We start from the raw sequence: 18803 nt of genomic DNA, 5'->3' as shown, positions 1-18803 counted from the left end.
CGCTGACCTGGGGATTCACGGAAGACGGAGGCAAGATCTGCCACCTCGGACGGCGCCCTCGGCCGTCATGAGAGCGCCGTCAGCCCCGGGGCGAAGGTGATCAGCAGCGGGAGCAGGGGGACCAGTGCGGCCGCCGTCGTCGTGAGCGCCCGGTGCCGCGGCAGCAGTCGCGGCGGGGGTTCCAGCAGGCGGTCCACCCGCTCGCCGAGGAGGCGGTGGCTGGAGGCGCAGGACAGGACGCCCCGGTGCTGGTTGAGCTCGATCAGCGCGAGCGCGGTGGTGAGGTGACCGCAACGCCGGGACGCCGTGTCGTCGGCGGCCAGCTCGACCAGCCGGTGCGTCTGCTCGCAGAAGTGGGTGAACAGCGGGACGCGCGGGAAGCCGGTGGCGAGCGCGGTGGACAGGTGCAGCAGCCAGTCGTGGTGGGCGCGGGCGTGCCCGCGCTCGTGCGCGAGGACGGCGTCCAGCTGGTGGTCCGTGAGGCGCTGCAGCGCCCCCGTGGTGACGACGAGCTGCGGCGGATGCCCCGGCATCCACCAGGCGTCCGGGTACTCGTCCTCCAGCACCAGCATGGGCCCGCGTGCCGCCGGCAGCCCGGCCGGCAGGTCGGGGGCGCGTTCGCGCAGGTGCGCCCGGGCCACGACGCGGCCACGGCGGGCCTCGACGAGTTCCCGGGCCAGCATCGCCGTGGTCCAGGCGGCCCCGCAGGCCAGCAGTGCGGTGAGGGCGGTGGCCCACACGGGTGTGGCGGACAGGTCGTAGGCCGCGGTGACGGCGGGCGGCGCCGGAGCGAACACGTGGTCGCGCACGGTGTGGAAGACGGCTGCCGCGCCCAGGACCAGTGCGGTCAGGCAGCACAGCAGGACGGTGGCGACCAGGCACTGCCACACCCACAGCGCGACCACGGGTTCCCGTTCGGGCCAGGCGGCCCGGGTCAGCGCGCGCGGCGCCGGCACGGCGGCCGTCAGGGCGACGACGCTCAGCAGGAGCAGGCAGACGGTCATGCCGGGGCTCCGGTTCCTGGTCGCGGAGTTGGACGTTGAACGGCGGTGCCGGGGGTGCGGCGCGCTGGGGCGCGTCGCGGTGGTGTGTGTCCCCGTCAGTATGACGAAGACGGGCGGCCCGAGTCAGGTGTCCGGTGCCGCCCGCCGTGCGATGTGCTTCGGATCAGCCCGCCACCACGCGTCCGCGGACCTCTCCCAGCCCGACCCGGGACCCGTCCGCCCCGGGGGCCCACGCCGTCAGCGTCACCACGTCGCCGTCCTCCAGGAAGGCCCGCTTGCCGTCCGGGAGCTCCAGCGGGTCGCGGCCGTTCCAGGTCAGCTCCAGCAGCGAGCCCCGCTGGCGCTCCTCGGGCCCGCTCACCGTGCCCGAGCCGTACAGGTCGCCGGTGCGCAGCGAGGCGCCGTTCACCGTCATGTGGGCGAGCTGCTGGGCGGCGGTCCAGTACATGGTGGAGAACGGCGGCTCCGACACCACATGGCCGTTGATGGCGACGGAGATCCGCAGGTCGTAGCCGCCGGGCTCGATCCCGGGGGCCGAGTCGTCCAGGTAGGGCAGCAGCGGGTGCGTGCGCTCGGGAGGTGTCACGCGCGCGTGCTCCAGCGCGTCCAGCGGGGTGATCCAGGCCGACACCGAGGTGGCGAAGGACTTGCCGAGGAAGGGGCCGAGCGGGACGTACTCCCAGGCCTGGATGTCCCGGGCGGACCAGTCGTTGAGCAGGCACAGCCCGAAGACGTGCTCGCGGAAGTCGCCGAGGGCGACCGGCCGCCCCAGCTCCGAGGGCACGCCCACGACGAAGCCCACCTCCGCCTCGATGTCCAGCCGGACCGAGGGACCGAAGACGGGGGCCGGGTCGCCGGGGCCCTTGCGCTGCCCGGAAGGCCGCACGACGTCCGTGCCCGAGACGACGACGGTGCCGGAGCGGCCGTGGTACCCGATCGGCAGGTGCTTCCAGTTGGGGGTGAGGGAGTCCTCGGCGTCCGGGCGGAAGATCTGGCCGACGTTCCGGGCGTGGTTCTCGGAGGCGTAGAAGTCGACGTAGTCAGCGACCTCGAAGGGCAGGTGGAGGGTGACCGAGGACAGCGGGTGGAAGAGCGGTTCCAGGGCCGGCCGGTGCGCGGGGACGGTCACCCACTCCGTCAGCGCGCGCCGCACGTCCGACCAGGCCGTGCGCCCGGCGGCCAGCAGCGGGCCGAGGGTGGGCCGCGCGAGCAGGGAGGCGTGCGGCGAGCCGAGGGCGGAGGCCGCGGCGCCCGCGTCGAGGACGTGGTCCCCGAGCCGGACGCCGACCCTGCGCTCCGTGCTGCCGGAGGGCGAGAACACGCCATAGGGAAGGTTGTGCGGGCCGAAGGGGTCGCCCTCGGGGACGTCGAAGGGGGGCATGAGGGTACTGCCTCACTCTCATCCGGGCCATGCATGGCGATGCGTTCCGTATGGTCGCGCCACACGTTACGGCCGTGATGCGTGTCTTGGGCAGTGTCCTCGGCGGTGCCCGGAGAGAAGATCGGCAACCTGCCCCCAGAGGGCGGGACGGGATATCGAATGGTTGCCCGGGCCTCGCCCGAAGAGTCCGCGATGTCCCGCTGGCCGCTGCCGGAGCGGATGGTCCCGGCCCGGCGGAGCACCTGGCCGCCGCCCACGGCTGAGTGCCCGCACGCCACTTGGGGCCGGGCGGTGCGCAAGTGCGCGCAACGAGCGGTGAGTCGGCGGGGCGGTGGGTCCGTATTCTCTGATCATGGCACCCACCCCCGCGTACGCACTGATCGCCACCGACCTGGACGGGACGCTGCTGCGCGGCGACGACACCGTCTCCGACCGGTCGCTGGCCGCGCTCGCGCGGGTGGCGCGGGCGGGCGCCCGGCACCTGGTGGTGACGGGCCGGCCGGCCCCGCGGGTGCGGCCCCTGCTGGCCGGCCTCGGTTGCACGGGGCTCGCGGTGTGCGGGCAGGGCGCGCAGGTCTACGACGCCGCGAGCGATCGCCTGCTGTGGTCCGTCCGGCTGGACCGGGGCCTGGCCGAGACCGCGCTCGGCAAGATCGAGGCGGAGGTGGGCCAGGTACACGCGGCCGTCGACCAGGACGGCGTGGACGGGCTCACGCTCATCGAACCCGGGTACCTGATGCCCCACCCGACCCTGCCCGCTGTCCGGGTCGGCCGGCGCGACGACCTGTGGCGCGCGCCCATCAGCAAGGTGCTGCTGCGCCACGCCTCCCTGTCCGACGACGAGTTGGCGGCCGTCGCGCGCTCCGTGGTCGGGTCGCTGGCGACCGTCACCATGTCGGGGCCGGGGATGGTGGAGCTCCAGCCCCGCGGGGTGACCAAGGCGACCGGACTGGCGCTGGCCGCCGAGCGGCTGGGCATCGGCCCCGAACGCGCCCTGGCCTTCGGGGACATGCCCAACGACATCCCGATGTTCGAATGGGCGGGACACGGCGTCGCCATGGCCAACGCCCACCCTGAACTCAAGGCGGTGGCCGACGGGATCACCTCGTCGAACGAGGACGACGGCGTCGCCGTCGTCCTCGAAGGACTCTTCCCGACCGACTGACCGGCACTTCAGTAGCCCGCCGCCAGGCCGGAGGCCGGTGCGCGCCGGTCCGTCAGGTGCCGGTGCGCGCCGGTCCGCCGGTTGCGGGGCGCCGGTCCGCCGGGGATCAGTACGCGCCGAACACGTTGTCGATCGAGCCGTACCGGGCGGCCGCGTAGTTGCAGGCGGCGGTGATGTTCGCGACCGGGTCGTAGGGGTCGAACGAGGTGCCGACGACGTGGTAGGCGGCGAAGGTCGGGTCGATGACCTGGAGCAGGCCCTTGGAGGGGATGCCCTTCGCTGCGTTGGAGTCCCAGAGGTTGATGGCGTTGGGGTTGCCCGAGGACTCGCGCATGATGTTGCGGTGGATGCCGTTGTAGGTGCCCGGGATGTGCCTCTCGGCCATGATGGCGAGCGACTCGCGGATCCAGCCGTCGAGGTTGTTCGGGTACCCGGCGGGCGTGGTGGCGGCCGTCGTGGCCGTGCTGGGGGCCGCGGAGGCGGTGGTCGCGCCGACGAGCGGCAGCACGAGGACCGCGGCGCCGGCTCCGACGGCGGTGAGGGCGCGGACGAGGCGGGTACGGCGGGGCTGGGCGACAGCACGCATGGGAAGTTCCTCTCCGGCGCCTGCGAGGTGAGCTGTCGGGTTCGGGCGGGGAGGTGCCCGGCCGCGCCCTGGGAGGCACGGCTTCACCCCTAGTCGGTACCGGTGCGGCGTGTGCCGTACCGGCCCGGCGGCTTACCTGGGTCCCCCGCTCCTGCCGTACGAAATGAGTTCGTCGATGGGTTACGCGGGCGGCGGCAGGATTCGGCGTCCGCCCGACGGCCCGGAACGTATGCGACAGCACATGTCGGGAACAAGCCCCGGAATCGCACAACGCACTATTTGACCTTGGTCTGTGTCATTTGGGGTACTTGATCCTTTGCGGTTGCCAACTCTCAACTCGCCCTTCGGGCAAGGCGGGAAGGGGGTTCGGCGGGAGGGTGGGCCCGAGAGGCGCGAGTGAGCCAACTCACGAAGTGGCAAAGTGCGGCAAAGTAGACATGAGGGATTCGGGTATTTGGTTCCAAGTGTCCCCTTGTGGCGGAATTGGCGGATGGTGACGCGGGCGGGGTGTGTGCGCCGAAGCAGGGCCGTCCGGGTGGATGTCACACGCCTTTGTGCCCTGCGGTTCGCAACAAAATGGGTGAATTCCTGTTTAGTCGATAAATGTCCGTTCTTACTGTCCGATCGGGACCCACCGGTCATGATCCGTTACGGCCCTGGCCTGACCGGTGGGCGCTATCGGTGATCGAAACAGGACCGGATACGCTGACTTGAGTGATGGCAGCGACCTATCGACAAACCGTGTAATCACCGGTGGACACCAGCAGACAGGAGACCCCTCGTGACCGTCGTCGGGCCGTTTGGGCTGAGCGTGCGGGACCAGGCTCTGGAAGCCGATGTCCAGGCCGGATTGACGGCTGTCGAGGAGGGCCTGCTCGAGGCCACCAAGAGTGAGGTCCCGTTCATCACGGAGGCCGCGCAGCACCTCGTGCGGGCGGGCGGGAAGCGGTTCCGGCCGCTGCTCGTGATGCTCGCGGCGCAGTTCGGCGACCCGTACGCGCCAGGCGTCGTACCGTCCGCCGTCGTCGTGGAGCTGACCCACCTGGCCACGCTCTACCACGACGACGTCATGGACGAGGCGACCGTGCGGCGCGGGGTGGAGAGCGCCAACACCCGCTGGGGCAACTCGGTCGCGGTCCTCACCGGTGACTTCCTCTTCGCCCGCGCCTCCCAGATCCTGGCCGACCTCGGGCCCGAGGCGGTCCGGGTGCAGGCCCTCGCGTTCGAACGGCTGGTCACCGGCCAGATCCTGGAGACCGCCGGGCCCGCGGACGGCCGCGACCCGGTCGAGCACTACCTGGACGTGCTCGGCGGCAAGACGGGCTCCCTGGTGGCGGTCTCGTGCCGGTTCGGCGCGATGATGTCCGGCGCCGACGAGAGGGTCGTCGACGTGCTCACCCAGTACGGCGAGCGGCTCGGCGTCGCCTTCCAGCTCGCCGACGACGTCCTGGACATCGCCTCCGACTCCCACGAGTCCGGCAAGACCCCGGGCACCGACCTGCGCGAGGGCATCGCGACCCTGCCGGTGCTCCGGCTGCGCGAGCGGGCCGCCCGGCTGGGGCTGCCCGAGGACATCGCCCTGTGCGAGCTGCTGGACACCGATCTCAGCGACGACGCCCGGCACACCGAGGCGCTCACCGCCCTGCGCGCCCACCCCGCGCTGGAGCAGGCCCGCCGCGACACCGTCCGGTACGCGGAGGAGGCGCGGTCCGTGCTGGCCCCGCTGCGGGAGTGCGACGCCAAGGCGGCGCTGCTCGAACTGTGCGACGCTGTGGTGCACCGCGCCGGCTGAACACGGCAGTGCGCACCGGGCGGTGCCCTCCCCGCACGACCCCTACGGGTCGGAGGAGGCTCCGCCCCCGTGTGTCATACCGCAGGCGTATACGGAGTTGGCTCCGTGGTCTGACGCCTCCTCACGGCCGATTTGGTCAGATGGAAACCACGGAAATCACCACTCCTCACCGATTCGGGTGAGAATGGCGGCTCAGGTGGACCAGTGTGGGGACAGCCGCCGCCGACGACGGAGGTAAGGCACAGATGGCACCGTACGAATCCGACGACGCAACGGCCGCCGCGGCGGACGAGGACCTGCACAGCACGCGCCGCAAGGCCGCCCGGTACGTGGTCCCGGTAGCGGTGGTGGGGGTGGCGGCGGCCACGATCGGGCTGGTCCCGGCGCTCGCCGACTCCGGTGACCCAGACCTGCCGAAGATCAGCGCCCAGCAGCTCATCGAGAAGATCGCCAAGTCGGACGTGCAGCAGCTGTCCGGCACCGTGAAGATCAGCACCGACCTGGGGCTGCCCGACCTCGGCGGCCTGGGCGGCGGCATCGCCCCCGGCGCCGGGAGCGGCTCCGGTGACGGCTCCGCCGCCGACCCGCAGTCCAAGCTCACCGAACTGGTCACCGGCACGCACACCCTGCGTGTCGCGGCCGACGGCCCCGACCGGCAGAAGCTGTCCCTTCTGGAGCGGGGCGCCGAGTACAGCCTCATCCACCACGGCAAGGACGTCTGGGGCTACGACAGCAAGAGCAACGAGGTCTACCACTCCACCGCGGCCGGCTCCGGCCGGCAGCACCGGGCCCAGCCGCCGGCCACGCCGAAGGACTTCGCCGACGAGGCCCTGAAGTCGGTCGACGACACCACCTCCGTGACCGTCGACGGCACCGCGCAGGTCGCCGGACGCGACGCCTACAAGCTGCTGATCAAGCCCAGGCAGTCCGGCACCACGGTCGGTGCGATCAGCATCGACGTGGACGCGAGGACGGGCCAGCCGCTGAAGTTCACGCTGACCCCGAAGAGCGGCGGCGCCGCCGTCCTCGACGTCGGCTTCACCCAGGTGTCCTTCGCCAGGCCGGCCGCCTCCACCTTCGACTTCACCCCGCCCAAGGGTGCGAAGGTCACCGAGGAGGAGAAGGGGGCCGAGGCGCGCCGGCACGCCCCGGGCGCCGGCGAGGAGTTCGGCGGCGGACTGAAGGGCGCCACCGTCCTCGGCAAGGGCTGGACGTCCGTCGCCACCTTCGACACCGGTGCCAAGGGCGGCCTTCCGAGCGGCTCCCAGGGCGGTGACCTCGGCGGCTTCCTCGGCTCGCTCGGCGAGAAGGTCTCCGGCAAGTTCGGCAAGGGCACGGTCTTCTCCACCCGCCTGGTCAACGCCCTGTTCACCGACGACGGCAAGGTGTACGCCGGTGCGGTCACCAAGGACGCGCTGGTGAAGGCGGCGAACGGAGAGAAGTAGTCCTCCGCGCGCAACCGAACGGACAGAGGGGGAGCCGATGGACGAACCGTCCGCCGCGGAGCACCGGCCGGGGGACGCGCCGGCGCACGTCATCGCCACGCGCGGCCTCACCAAGCGCTTCGCCGGCGGACAGCTCGCCGTCGACGGTCTCGACCTGACCGTCCCGGCGGGCAGCGTCTTCGGCTTCCTCGGCCCGAACGGCTCCGGCAAGACCACCACCATCCGCATGCTGATGGGCCTGATCGAGCCGACCGCCGGCACGGCCCGCGTGCTGGGCCGCCCCATGCCCCGGGCGGCCCGTACCGTGCTGCCGCAGGTCGGCGCGCTCATCGAGGGCCCCGCCCTGTACGGCTTCCTCTCCGGCCGGGACAACCTGCTGCGCTACGACGCCGCCGACCCGACCGCCGACCCGCGCACCCGGCGCGTCCGCGCCGCCGCCGCACTGGACCGGGTGGGCCTGACGGCCGCCGCGGGCAAGAAGGCGAGGGCGTACTCGCTCGGCATGAAGCAGCGCCTGGGGCTGGCCGCCGCGCTGCTCCGGCCACGCCGGCTGCTCGTCCTGGACGAGCCGACCAACGGCCTCGACCCGCAGGGCATGCGTGAGATCCGGGCACTGATCCGGGAACTGGCCGCCGACGGCACGACCGTCTTCCTCTCCTCCCATCTCCTCGACGAGATCGAGCATGTGTGCACCCACGCGGCGGTCATGGCACAGGGCCGGCTCGTCACCCAGGGCGCGGTGGCCGACCTGGCGGCCGGGGCGCGCGGCCGGCTGGCGGTGACCACCCCGGACGCGGCCGAGGCGGCCCGGGTGCTGAAGGAGCAGGGGGTGGGGGACGTGACCGCCGACGGCGACCGGGTCACCGGCGAGCCGCCCGCCCGGGATCTCGCCGAGGTGAACGCGGCCCTGGTCGCCGCGGGCGTCCGCGTCAGGGGCTTCACACTGGAGCGCGCCTCGTTGGAGGACGCGTTCGTCGCGCTGACGGGGGAGGGCTTCGATGTCGCGGGCTGAGGCGGCGGCCGAGTCGGCGGAGGAGGCGGGGGCGGCGGCCGACACGGCGGAGGCGGTGGCGGCACCCGCCGCACGGCGGCCGGGGCCCCTGTGGACCTTCGGGCTGCTGCGCAGCGAGATCGCCACCACCGTCCGCCGCTGGCGCACGCTCGCCCTGCTCGGGGTGCTGGCCGCCGTGCCGGTGCTGATCGGGATCGCGGTCAGGATCGAGACGCGCGGAGGCTCCACGGCGGGCGGCAGGCACGGCGAGGGCCCGGCTTTCATCACGCAGATCACCAACAACGGGCTGTTCCTGGTGTTCACGGCACTGGCCGCGACCCTGCCCTTCTTCCTGCCGATGGCCGTCGGCGTCGTCGCGGGCGACGCGATCGCGGGCGAGGCGGGCACGGGCACCCTGCGCTACCTGCTGGTCGCCCCGGCCGGCCGTACCCGCCTGCTGCTGACCAAGTACGCGACCGTGATGGCGTTCTGCGTCCTCGCCACCCTGGTCGTCGCCGTCTCGGCGCTGGCCGTCGGCGCCCTGCTCTTCCCGCTCGGCGACCTGACGACCATCTCCGGCACCCGGATCGGTTTCGCCGACGGACTCGGCCGGGCCCTGCTGATCGCACTGGTCGTCGCCGCCTCACTGGTCGGCGTGGCGGCCCTCGGCCTGTTCGTCTCGACGCTCACCGACAGCGGCATCGCCGCGATGGCCGGCACCGTCGGCCTGCTCATCGCCGTCCAGATCTGCGACCAGATCCCCCAGCTGCACGCGCTGCAGCCGTACTTCTTCCCGCACTACTGGCTGTCCTTCGCCGATTTGATGCGCGACCCCGTCTACTGGGACGACCTGCAGAAGAACCTCGGCCTGCAGGGTCTGTACGCGGCCGTGTTCGGCTCGGCGGCCTGGGCGCGGTTCACGGCCAAGGACATCAGCGCCTGAGGGACGCCGCTCAGGGGGTCTCGTGCGGGAAGCGCGCGAGGGGCGCGTCCTGAGCGAAGAACGTCTTCGCGCGCGCCAGCGCCTCCGTGTCCTTCAGTACGTCGCCGGGCCCGCTGCCGTTGCCCAGCAGGACCCCGCCGAAGCGCATGCGCAGATAGGCGGCCGAGTTGTTGAGGGTGCCGATGTACGGCCCGGCGACGGACGGCTCGTCGTCGGCCAGCGCGGCGATGCCCCAGAGGGTGCGGCCGGCCATCGTCGCCCTGAAGTCGACGCCGGGCGTGCGCAGCCAGGCGGACCAGTGGTCCAGGTAGGTCTTGGTGAGGCTGGACACCGAGTACCAGTACAGCGGCGAGGCGATCACGACGTCGGTCGCCGCGAGCGTGGCGTCCAGCAGCGCGCCGGTGGCGGTGTCCGCCGGCGGGCGTGTGTGGTCGCTGTCGTGCCGCAGGTCAGCGAACTGGGGCAGTGGCTGCTCGGCGAGCCGGATCCACTGCTGGTCGACGTCGCCGGGCAGCTGTTCGGCGGCCCGGCGGGCCAGCAGTTCGGTGTTGCCGTCGGCGCGGGCGCTACCGAGGACGAAGAGGAAGCGGCGGTTCATGAGGTCCCCCGGACAAGGTGGTTTCGCACTACGAATAAAGGCGTGTGCATCTTATGCATACACAAGCATCTGCCGCCAGGGCGCGCCTGGTGCGATGCTGTGACGTCGTGGTGACGCGGAGGCGGGCGGGTAACCGACACACTGGTCGGCAGGGCGCGTACGACCGGATCGCGACTACGCCGGGGGAGTGAGGAAAAACCGATGTCTCGACTCAGTTTCGAGAAGAAGCGGGCGCAGCAGCCCGTGGCGCATCCGGCGGTGGTGTCCGTCCGCGTGTTCGGCGCGACAGACGCGTCCGTGGGCGGGACACCCGTCGCGGCCGCACCGGGCGAACCGATCCAGCAGGCCGTGCTCAACCACCTCCAGCGCCTGGCCATCAGCCTCGGCACCCCCATACGGGCCACGATCCACGACGACCGCGCGGGCTGCGTGGTCCCCCTGGAGGTCGCGGCGGACGGCTCCAGCCAGATGACGGGCGAGCCGGTCCGGGTGGCGCCGAGGCCACAGCCGTGGACACCGGACGCCGTTTCCGGGCCGCGGCCCCTGCCGCTCGGGGCGGTCCAGGTGCCGACGGGGAGTTTCGGCCCCCCGCCCGTCATGGACGCGCCCCCGGTCATCTCCGCAGCAGCAGCAGCAGCAGCCGCCGGCTCCGGCGCACCGGCAGCCGAGGCCCCCGCGCCGGCGAAGCCCTCCGCTCCCGGCCCCGGAGCCGTCCCCGTCGAGCCGGAGTTCCGTCACGTCGCCACCCACACCCCGCCCCGCGGTTTCGACGCCGTCGCCGAGGAGGTGCTCGGGGACGGTCCGCTGACCGAGACCGCGGAGGGCGCCGAGCTGCTCACCGAGCCGATGACGCGGATCAACGAGGCCGTGCGGGCGGGCCGCATCGAGGCGGCGGCGGAACTCGCCGACCGCACCGTCGAGGAGGCGTCCGCCGTGCTGGGCGCCCGCCACGCCGAGGTACTGCACCTGCGCGAACTGACCGCCTACATCGCCTACCTGGCGGGCGACCCGGTCCGCGCCTTCCACCTGTCCCTGGACCTCGCCCGGCTGCGTCGCGACGCGCAGGACGGCGAGGCGGCCTACGACAACGTGCGGAGCGCGGCGACCGCCTGGCGGGCGGTGCGCGACCCCGAGGAGGGCCTGCGTCTCGGCCGCGACCTGATCGACCTGTGGACCGACCTCACCGCCGAGCCGGGACCCGCCGCCGACGACCCGCACCCCCTGGAGTCCGCCCGCGCCCGCATGATCCGCCTGACCGACCGCGCGGCCCGCGCCGCGCAGCCGTGACCGGCCGGAACGCGGGACGGCGCGAACCAGGTGTGCGGTCCGAACCGCACAACTAGTGCACGCAGAACTCGTTGCCCTCCGGGTCCGCCATCAGCACCCACGCGCCGGACGGCTCCCTCACCTCGCGCAGCACCCGCGCGCCCAGCGCCTGAAGCCGCGCCACCTCCTCCGCACGTCGCCCGTCACCGGGGTGCAGGTCCAGATGGAGCCGGTTCTTCACGGTCTTCGCCTCGGGCACGCGCTGGAACAGCAGCCGCCGGCCCAGCCCGGTCCCGGTCTGCGGGTCGTACGGGTCGTCGGGGTGCCGTACGGCGATCAGGTCGCGGAAGGCCGGCCGGCCGTGGTACTCGACGGTGGCCTCGCCGGGCAGCGCGCCGGCGGTCAGCAGCCGTTCGATCAGGGCGCTGTTGTCCTCGGCGGTGTAGCGCAGGGCGGCGGCCCAGAAGTCGGCCTGGGTGTGCGGGTCGCCCGCGTCGATGACGAGCTTCCAGTGCAGCGGGGCGGGTGAGGGCGCGGGGGATGCGGTCATGGTGACCACTTATAGCCGTGGCCGGCCGCTGGACGAGCGGATTCCGCCCCCGCTTTCCGCTCGGCGCGCCGCGGCGGCGGTCGCGCCGTCCCGCTGTCGGCCCGCCCGGTTTTCGGCCCCGTCCTGTTCTCGGCCCGCCCCGGTCGGCTTCGCGCCGGCTCAGCCCGCCTCGGGCTGCGCTTCCCGCACCTCGCCCGCCGCTGCCGGGACGGCCGCGGCGTCCTGTGGGTGCTCGTTCGGGGGCTCCTCCGGGTGCTCCCCGTGGCGCACCTCCGGGTGCTCCGCGGCGCCGGACGCGCCGGACACACCGGACGTCGCGGTCTGTGCGGCGAGCGCCCGGGCCCCCCGGCGGGCGGAGCGCAGCGCGTCGCCCGTGAGGAGGAACAGCGCCACCCAGACCAGCGCGAACCCCGCCCAGCGCTCGAGCGGCATGGACTCGTGGAAGTAGACGATGCCGAGCAGGAACTGGAAGACGGGGGCCAGGTACTGCAGCAGGCCCAGCGTCGACAGGGGCACGCGGATCGCCGCGGCGCCGAAGCAGACCAGCGGCAGGGCGGTGACGACGCCGGTGGAGGCCAGCAGGGCCGCGTGCCCGGTGCCGTCGTCGACGAAGCTGCTGTCGCCGTGCGCGACGAGCCACAGCAGGTAGGCGAGGGCGGGCACGAACTGGATGGCGGTCTCGGCGGCCAGCGACTCGACGCCGCCCAGGGCGACCTTCTTCTTCACCAGGCCGTAGGTGGCGAAGGAGAACGCGAGGCAGAGGGAGATCCACGGCGGGTGGCCGTAGCCGACGGTCAGGACGACGACGGCCGCGAAACCCGTCGCCACCGCCGCCCACTGCACGGGCCGCAGCCGCTCCTTCAGGATCAGCACGCCCATCGCGATGGTGACCAGCGGGTTGATGAAGTACCCGAGGGAGGCCTCGACGACGTGGCCGGAGTTGACCGCCCAGATGTAGACGCCCCAGTTGACGGTGATCACGGCCGCCGCGACGGCGACGAGTGCCAGGCGGCGCGGCTGGCGCAGCAGTTCGCCGGCCCAGGCCCAGCGTCGTACGAAGAGCAGGGCGACGGCGACGAAGGCCAGGGACCACACCATGCGGTGGGCGAGGATCTCCACCGCCCCGGCGGGCTTGAGCAACGGCCAGAACAGCGGGACCAGGCCCCACATGCCGTAGGCGGCGAAGCCGTTCAGCAGACCTACCCGGTGCTCTCCCTTGGATGTCCCGGCCACGGGCCCCTCCTTCTTCGCTCAGGCACGCGAGGACGACGGTAACGCCGGGCACCCCCGCCTGTCATGCCCGTATCGCCTCACGGTCATGACAGGCGGGGCTGGAAGTCCCCCCAGGGAGCCGGGCGAGGGCCTCGGTCCGCAGGGGTCAGCCCTTGAGGGCGGCCGAGACGGCCTCCGCCAGCGGCGTGGTCGGGCGGCCGATGAGACGGGCCAGGTCGCCGGAGGAGACGACCAGCTCGCCCTTCTCCACCGAGGCGTCCACGCCGGCCAGGATCCCGGCCAGCGGCTCGGGCAGCCCGGCGCCGGCCAGGATCCCGGCGAACGCCTCCACGGAGACGGGGTTGTAGACGATCTCCCGGCCGGTCTGCCGGCTCAGCTCGGCCGCGTACTCGGCGAAGCTCCACGCCTCGTCGCCGCCCAGCTCGTACGTCGTGTTCTCGTGCCCCTCGCCGGTGAGCACCGCCACCGCGGCGGCCGCGTAGTCGGCGCGCGAGGCCGAGGAGACGCGGCCGTCGCCGGCCGCCGCGACGACCGCGCCGTGCTCCAGCACCGGCGCCAGGTTCCCGGTGTAGTTCTCGTGGTACCAGCCGTTGCGCAGCAGCGCGTAGGGCAGGCCGGAGGCCAGCAGCGCCTCCTCGGTGGCCCGGTGGTCGTCCGCCAGTGCGGCCGTCAGGGTGCCCGGGGCGCTGGTGTAGGCGAGCAGGGCCACGCCCGCCGCCCTGGCGGCGTCGATGACGACCCGGTGCTGCCGCACCCGGCCCTTGGCGAACTCGTTGCCCGAGATCAGCAGGATCCTGTCGCCGGCGGCGAACAGGCCGTCGAAGGTCTCGGGCGCGTTGTAGTCGGCGACCGCCAGGCGTACGCCGCGGGCCGCGAGGCCGGCGGCCTTCTCCTCGTCGCGCACGACCGCGATGATCTGCTCCGCCGGAACCTTCTCCAGCAGCTGCTCGACGACGTGACGGCCGAGGTGGCCGGTGGCTCCGGTGACGACGATGCTCATGCCGTGGGACTCCTTGCTCGTGGGGTGTGCCACTTACCCTAGGAGCTGCACTAACCAGAGGAAAGTACCCACTTTGAAGTAAGGTACGTACATGGCGGTAAGCGGAAAGTCCGGAGACTCCGAGGAGATGTGCCCCTACCGGCTCGTCCTGGAGCACGTCACCAGTCGCTGGGGCGTCCTCGTCCTGATCGAGCTGCTCGAACGCCCGTACCGGTTCAGCGAGCTGCGGCGGGCCGTCAACGCGTACGGCGGCCGGGGCGTCAGCGAGAAGATGCTGACCCAGACCCTGCAGACCCTGGAACGCGACGGCCTGGTCCACCGGGACGCCAAGCCGGTCATCCCGCCCCGCGTCGACTACTCGCTGACCGGGCTGGGGTGCGAGGCGGCGGAACGGGTCCGGGGGCTGGCGCAGTGGACCGAGGACCGGATGGGCGACGTGGAGCGGGCCCGCGCGGCCTACGACGAGCGCCGGCGGCCACACGAAGAGGCCCGGGAAATCCAGTCCCGGGCCTCGTGACCGCGCGGCCCGCCGGTCGGGCGGGCCCGTACCGCGCCGGCTCAGCCGACGACCGTCCAGGTGTCCCCGCCCGCGAGCAGTGCGGCCAGGTCGCCCTTGCCCTTCTGCTCGATCGCGGTGTCCAGCTGATCGGCCATCGCCGTGTCGTACACCGGCCGCTCCACCGAGCGGAAGATGCCGACCGGGGTGTGGTGCAGGGTGTCCGGGTCGGCGAGCCGCGACAGGGCGAAGGCCGTCGTCGGGGACGCGGCGTGCGCGTCGTGGACGAGCAGGTCCGCCTCGTTCTCCGGGGTCACCGTCACCACCCTCAGGTCGCCCGTATCCCGGTCGCGCACGACACCGCGCGCCCCGTCCGCTCCGAAGCGGACCGGCGCACCGTGCTCCAGGCGGATCAGCGCTTCCTCCGCCCGCTGCTTGTCCTTCAGGGCGTCGAAGGCGCCGTCGTTGAAGATGTTGCAGTTCTGGTAGATCTCGATCAGGGCCGTGCCCGGGTGCTCGGCGGCCGCGCGCAGCACCTCGGTGAGGTGCTTGCGGTCGGAGTCGATGGTCCGGGCGACGAACGACGCCTCCGCGCCGATCGCCAGCGACACCGGGTTGAACGGGGCGTCCAGCGAGCCCATCGGCGTCGACTTGGTGATCTTGCCGACCTCGGAGGTCGGTGAGTACTGGCCCTTGGTCAGACCGTAGATCCTGTTGTTGAACAGCAGGATCTTGAGGTTGACGTTGCGGCGCAGGGCGTGGATCAGGTGGTTGCCGCCGATGGACAGGGCGTCGCCGTCACCGGTGACGACCCACACGCTCAGGTCGCGGCGGGAGGCGGCCAGGCCGGTCGCGATCGCCGGGGCGCGGCCGTGGATGGAGTGCATCCCGTAGGTGTTCATGTAGTACGGGAAGCGGGAGGAGCAGCCGATGCCGGAGACGAAGACGATGTTCTCCCTGGCCAGGCCCAGCTCGGGCATGAAGCCCTGCACCGCGGCCAGGATCGCGTAGTCACCGCAGCCCGGGCACCAGCGCACCTCCTGGTCCGACTTGAAGTCCTTCATCGACTGCTTGGCCTCGGCCTTGGGAACCAGCTGCAGCAGCCCGTTGGTGGCGTCAGTCATCGATGGCCTCCTTCAGCGCCGCGGCGAGCTGTTCCGCCTTGAACGGCATGCCGTTGACCTGGTTGTAGGAGTGGGCGTCGACCAGGTACTTCGCCCGGATCAGGGTGGCCAGCTGCCCCAGGTTCATCTCCGGGACCACCACCTTGTCGTAGCTCTGGAGCACCGCGCCGAGATTGCGCGGGAAGGGGTTGAGGTGGCGCAGGTGCGCCTGCGCGATGGACTCGCCGGCCGCGCGCAGCCGCCGTACCGCGGCCGTGATCGGCCCGTACGTCGAGCCCCAGCCCAGCACCAGCGTCCGGGCGCCGTGCGGGTCGTCGACCTCGAGGTCCGGGACCTCGATCCCGTCGATCTTGGCCTGGCGGGTGCGGACCATGAAGTCGTGGTTGGCCGGGTCGTAGGAGATGTTGCCCGTGCCGTCCTGCTTCTCGATGCCGCCGATGCGGTGCTCCAGGCCCGGAGTGCCCGGCACCGCCCACGGCCGGGCGAGGGTCTGCGGGTCCCGCTTGTACGGCCAGAAGACCTCGGTGCCGTCCGCGAGCGTGTGGTTCGGGCCGGACGCGAAGCGCACCCGCAGGTCGGGCAGCTCGTCCAGGTCCGGGATCCGCCACGGCTCGGAGCCGTTGGCCAGGTAGCCGTCGGAGAGCAGGAAGACGGGGGTCCGGTACGTCAGGGCGATCCGGGCCGCCTCCAGCGCCGCGTCGAAACAGTCCGCCGGGGTCCTGGGCGCGATGACCGGCACCGGGGCCTCGCCGTTGCGGCCGTACATCGCCTGCAGCAGGTCCGCCTGCTCCGTCTTGGTCGGCAGGCCGGTGGACGGGCCGCCGCGCTGGATGTCGACGACCAGCAGCGGCAGCTCCAGGGAGACCGCGAGCCCGATCGTCTCGCTCTTCAGCGCCACACCCGGTCCGGAGGTCGTCGTGACCGCCAGCGAGCCGCCGAACGCCGCGCCCAGCGCCGCGCCGATGCCCGCGATCTCGTCCTCCGCCTGGAAGGTCCGCACACCGAAGTTCTTGTGCCGGCTCAGCTCGTGCAGGATGTCCGAGGCCGGCGTGATCGGGTACGAGCCCAGGAACAGCGGCAGATCCGCCTGCTGGGAGGCCGTGACCAGGCCGTAGGCCAGGGCGAGGTTGCCGGAGATGTTCCGGTAGGTGCCCACGGGGAAGGCCTTCGCGGCCGGGGCGACCTCGTAGGAGACCGCGAAGTCCTCCGTCGTCTCGCCGAAGTTCCAGCCCGCGCGGAACGCGGCGATGTTGGCCTTGGCGATGTCCGGCTTCTTCGCGAACTTGCTCTTCAGGAACTTCTCGGTGCCCTCGGTGGGCCGGTGGTACATCCAGCTCAGCAGGCCCAGCGCGAACATGTTCTTGCTGCGCTCGGCCTCCTTGCGGGAGAGCGCGAACTCCTTGAGCGCCTCCACCGTGAGCGTGGTCAGCGGCACCGGGTGCAGGCTGTAGCCGTCCAGCGAGCCGTCCTCCAGCGGCGAGCTGTCGTAGCCCACCTTCTGCAGGGCGCGCTTGGTGAACTCGTCCGTGTTGACGATGATCTCGGCACCGCGCGGCAGATCGCCGATGTTCGCCTTCAGGGCGGCCGGGTTCATCGCGACCAGCACGTTGGGCGCGTCGCCCGGCGTGAGGATGTCGTGGTCGGCGAAGTGGAGCTGGAACGAGGAGACGCCGGGCAGGGTGCCGGCGGGGGCGCGGATCTCGGCGGGGAAGTTCGGCAGGGTGGAGAGGTCGTTGCCGAAGGACGCGGTCTCCGACGTGAAACGGTCACCGGTGAGCTGCATGCCGTCGCCCGAGTCTCCCGCGAACCGGATGATCACCCGGTCCAGGCGCCGCACGTCCTTGGCTCCGCCCGGTTTGCGCTGCTCTCCCACGACGGTTCCGTCGGTGTGCTCCGCTGGGCTGCTGACCTGGCTGGTCACTGAACTGGACCTCCTTCGAGGCGGCTGTCCGGGGCGTGGTGTACCACGGCCATCCCTGGATCAACCCTACGTCGGTCAGGGGGGCCTTCCCGAGGTCATCCGTGGAATGAGACGACATTTCGAGACGGCCTGTCGCGCTGGATTTCCATGATGTCCCGCATGGCTGAAGCGCCGGTCAAGACGCTCCCCGAACGCCCTCCGGTTCTCCCGTCCGGGTACCCGCCCCGTGCGCGGGACCGACGCGCGGGCGGGCGTGAAGGACGCGGGGGGCACGGTGACGTTCGCGGCCGGACGGGGTGACGGACGCAGGGGAAGAAGTGCGACGGTTCCGGCCACCGTGCGCGGACGTCACGGACGCACGCCGGGCCCGGAGCGGGCCCTCACGAGTTCAGGTACGTGAGAACGGCCAGAACACGCCGGTGGTCGCCGACGCTCGGGGCCAGTCCGAGCTTCAGGAAGATGTTGCTGACGTGCTTCTCCACCGCCCCGTCGCTGACCACCAGCTGCCGGGCGATCGCCGAGTTCGTCCGGCCCTCGGCCATCAGGCCGAGCACCTCGCGCTCGCGCGGGGTGAGCCCCGCCAGCACGTCCTGCTTGCGGCTGCGGCCGAGCAGCTGCGCGACCACCTCCGGGTCCAGCGCCGTGCCCCCCTCGGCGACGCGCACCACCGCGTCGACGAACTCCCGCACCTCCGCGACGCGGTCCTTGAGCAGATAGCCCACTCCCCGGCTGGAACCGGCCAGCAGCTCCGTGGCGTAGCGCTCCTCCACGTACTGCGACAGCACCAGCACCCCGAGCCCCGGGTGCGCCCTGCGCAGGGCCACGGCGGCCCGCACGCCCTCGTCGGTGTGCGTCGGCGGCATCCGCACGTCCGCCACCACCACGTCGGGCAGCGCGCCCTGTCCGTCGAGGTCGGCGATGGTCTTCAGCAGCGCGTCCGCGTCCCCGACGCCGGCCACCACGTCGTGCCCCCGGTCGGTCAGCAGCCGGGTCAGGCCCTCCCTGAGCAGCACCGAGTCCTCGGCGATGACCACGCGCACTCTGTTCTCCACGATCTTCCGGCCCCCCGAGCCCGATCCCGCGACGGCGTCCGTCCGCTGCGTGCGTCCGTGACGTGCGTCCGTACGGAGGTCCAGCATTCCAGCAATCGGGCCGAGCCGCCGCAGCACCCCGGGGGAACGCGGGCCGGGCCGGGCGGAGTTCCGGATTCCGCGGCGCTGCCGTTCGGCGCCCGCGGCGTGGTGGGTGGCGCGGCATGGTGGTGGGGGTGGGGGGAGCGGCGTGACGGGCGGCGCGGCGCGGTGGGTG

General features: G+C 72.4%; 17 protein-coding genes and 1 riboswitch. Of the genes, 7 read left to right on the top strand and 10 right to left on the bottom strand.

From position 1 onward, the window contains the following. Window positions 1-65: 65 nt before the first annotated feature. The gene (locus IE177_RS32975) at window positions 66-1004 is read right to left on the bottom strand and encodes a M56 family metallopeptidase (RefSeq protein ID WP_190019153.1); all 939 of its coding nucleotides are present in this window, start codon (window positions 1002-1004) and stop codon (window positions 66-68) included. A 163-nt stretch (window positions 1005-1167) separates the two neighbouring features. Next, on the bottom strand, window positions 1168-2385 hold the full coding sequence (gene fahA, locus IE177_RS32970; RefSeq protein ID WP_190019152.1) for a fumarylacetoacetase: 1218 nt from the start codon (window positions 2383-2385) through the stop codon (window positions 1168-1170). Window positions 2386-2737: 352 nt separating this feature from the next. Here fahA and IE177_RS32965 point away from each other — a divergent pair, with 352 nt between their 5' ends. Further along, the gene (locus tag IE177_RS32965; protein ID WP_190019151.1) at window positions 2738-3550 is read left to right on the top strand and encodes an HAD family hydrolase; all 813 of its coding nucleotides are present in this window, start codon (window positions 2738-2740) and stop codon (window positions 3548-3550) included. Window positions 3551-3656: 106 nt separating this feature from the next. Here the strand turns inward: IE177_RS32965 and IE177_RS32960 are convergent, their stop codons facing one another. Then, a complete protein-coding gene (locus tag IE177_RS32960; protein WP_190019150.1) occupies window positions 3657-4136 on the bottom strand; it encodes a transglycosylase SLT domain-containing protein in 480 nt (159 codons plus the stop codon). A gap of 2 nt (window positions 4137-4138) precedes the next feature. Then, a riboswitch (cyclic di-AMP (ydaO/yuaA leader) is annotated at window positions 4139-4321 on the bottom strand. Between the two features lie 596 nt (window positions 4322-4917). On the opposite strand from IE177_RS32960, the gene IE177_RS32955 reads away from it, so the two are divergent. From IE177_RS32955 to IE177_RS32940, 4 genes are all read left to right on the top strand, one after another. Continuing rightward, the gene (locus tag IE177_RS32955) at window positions 4918-5928 is read left to right on the top strand and encodes a polyprenyl synthetase family protein (protein ID WP_190019149.1); all 1011 of its coding nucleotides are present in this window, start codon (window positions 4918-4920) and stop codon (window positions 5926-5928) included. 245 nt (window positions 5929-6173) lie between these two features. After that, window positions 6174-7373 (top strand): LolA family protein, encoded by a 1200-nt coding sequence (locus tag IE177_RS32950; RefSeq protein WP_190019148.1) that lies wholly within the window; start codon window positions 6174-6176, stop codon window positions 7371-7373. Between the two features lie 37 nt (window positions 7374-7410). Next, window positions 7411-8385 (top strand): ABC transporter ATP-binding protein, encoded by a 975-nt coding sequence (locus tag IE177_RS32945; RefSeq protein WP_190019147.1) that lies wholly within the window; start codon window positions 7411-7413, stop codon window positions 8383-8385. Beyond that, the gene (locus IE177_RS32940) at window positions 8372-9307 is read left to right on the top strand and encodes an ABC transporter permease (protein ID WP_190019146.1); all 936 of its coding nucleotides are present in this window, start codon (window positions 8372-8374) and stop codon (window positions 9305-9307) included. The genes IE177_RS32945 and IE177_RS32940 overlap by 14 nt, the downstream gene beginning before the upstream one ends. Window positions 9308-9317: 10 nt before the next feature. Here IE177_RS32940 and IE177_RS32935 read toward each other — a convergent pair whose 3' ends face one another. Continuing rightward, entirely contained in the window at window positions 9318-9905 is a 588-nt protein-coding gene (locus IE177_RS32935) for a flavodoxin family protein (protein ID WP_190019145.1), read from the bottom strand. A gap of 201 nt (window positions 9906-10106) precedes the next feature. On the opposite strand from IE177_RS32935, the gene IE177_RS32930 reads away from it, so the two are divergent. After that, the gene (locus IE177_RS32930; protein WP_190019144.1) at window positions 10107-11192 is read left to right on the top strand and encodes a hypothetical protein; all 1086 of its coding nucleotides are present in this window, start codon (window positions 10107-10109) and stop codon (window positions 11190-11192) included. A gap of 52 nt (window positions 11193-11244) precedes the next feature. On the opposite strand, the gene IE177_RS32925 is transcribed toward IE177_RS32930, so the two are convergent. The 3 genes from IE177_RS32925 to IE177_RS32915 form a co-directional block, all read right to left on the bottom strand. Continuing rightward, window positions 11245-11721, bottom strand: coding sequence for a VOC family protein (locus tag IE177_RS32925; protein WP_190019143.1), 477 nt, complete (start codon window positions 11719-11721; stop codon window positions 11245-11247). 159 nt (window positions 11722-11880) lie between these two features. Continuing rightward, a complete protein-coding gene (rarD, locus tag IE177_RS32920; RefSeq protein WP_190019142.1) occupies window positions 11881-12954 on the bottom strand; it encodes an EamA family transporter RarD in 1074 nt (357 codons plus the stop codon). A 145-nt stretch (window positions 12955-13099) separates the two neighbouring features. Beyond that, entirely contained in the window at window positions 13100-13954 is an 855-nt protein-coding gene (locus IE177_RS32915) for an SDR family oxidoreductase (protein WP_190019141.1), read from the bottom strand. 91 nt (window positions 13955-14045) lie between these two features. Here IE177_RS32915 and IE177_RS32910 point away from each other — a divergent pair, with 91 nt between their 5' ends. Then, window positions 14046-14471, top strand: coding sequence for a winged helix-turn-helix transcriptional regulator (locus tag IE177_RS32910; protein WP_190019140.1), 426 nt, complete (start codon window positions 14046-14048; stop codon window positions 14469-14471). A gap of 41 nt (window positions 14472-14512) precedes the next feature. On the opposite strand, the gene IE177_RS32905 is transcribed toward IE177_RS32910, so the two are convergent. The 3 genes from IE177_RS32905 to IE177_RS32895 all read right to left on the bottom strand — a co-directional run bounded on the left by IE177_RS32905 (window position 14513) and on the right by IE177_RS32895 (window position 18535). Next, window positions 14513-15574: a 2-oxoacid:ferredoxin oxidoreductase subunit beta gene (locus tag IE177_RS32905; RefSeq protein WP_190019139.1), complete on the bottom strand. Its 1062-nt coding sequence runs from the start codon at window positions 15572-15574 to the stop codon at window positions 14513-14515. Then, entirely contained in the window at window positions 15567-17495 is a 1929-nt protein-coding gene (locus tag IE177_RS32900; protein ID WP_190019138.1) for a 2-oxoacid:acceptor oxidoreductase subunit alpha, read from the bottom strand. Before IE177_RS32900 ends, IE177_RS32905 begins: the two co-directional genes overlap by 8 nt. A 380-nt stretch (window positions 17496-17875) precedes the next feature. Next, window positions 17876-18535, bottom strand: coding sequence for a LuxR C-terminal-related transcriptional regulator (locus IE177_RS32895; RefSeq protein WP_308431609.1), 660 nt, complete (start codon window positions 18533-18535; stop codon window positions 17876-17878). Window positions 18536-18803: the final 268 nt, after the last annotated feature.

Origin of the sequence: Streptomyces lucensis JCM 4490 (assembly GCF_014650035.1) — a bacterium.
Classification (GTDB): Bacteria; Actinomycetota; Actinomycetes; order Streptomycetales; family Streptomycetaceae; genus Streptomyces; species Streptomyces lucensis.
This window is presented reverse-complemented; position numbering and strand designations above follow the sequence as displayed.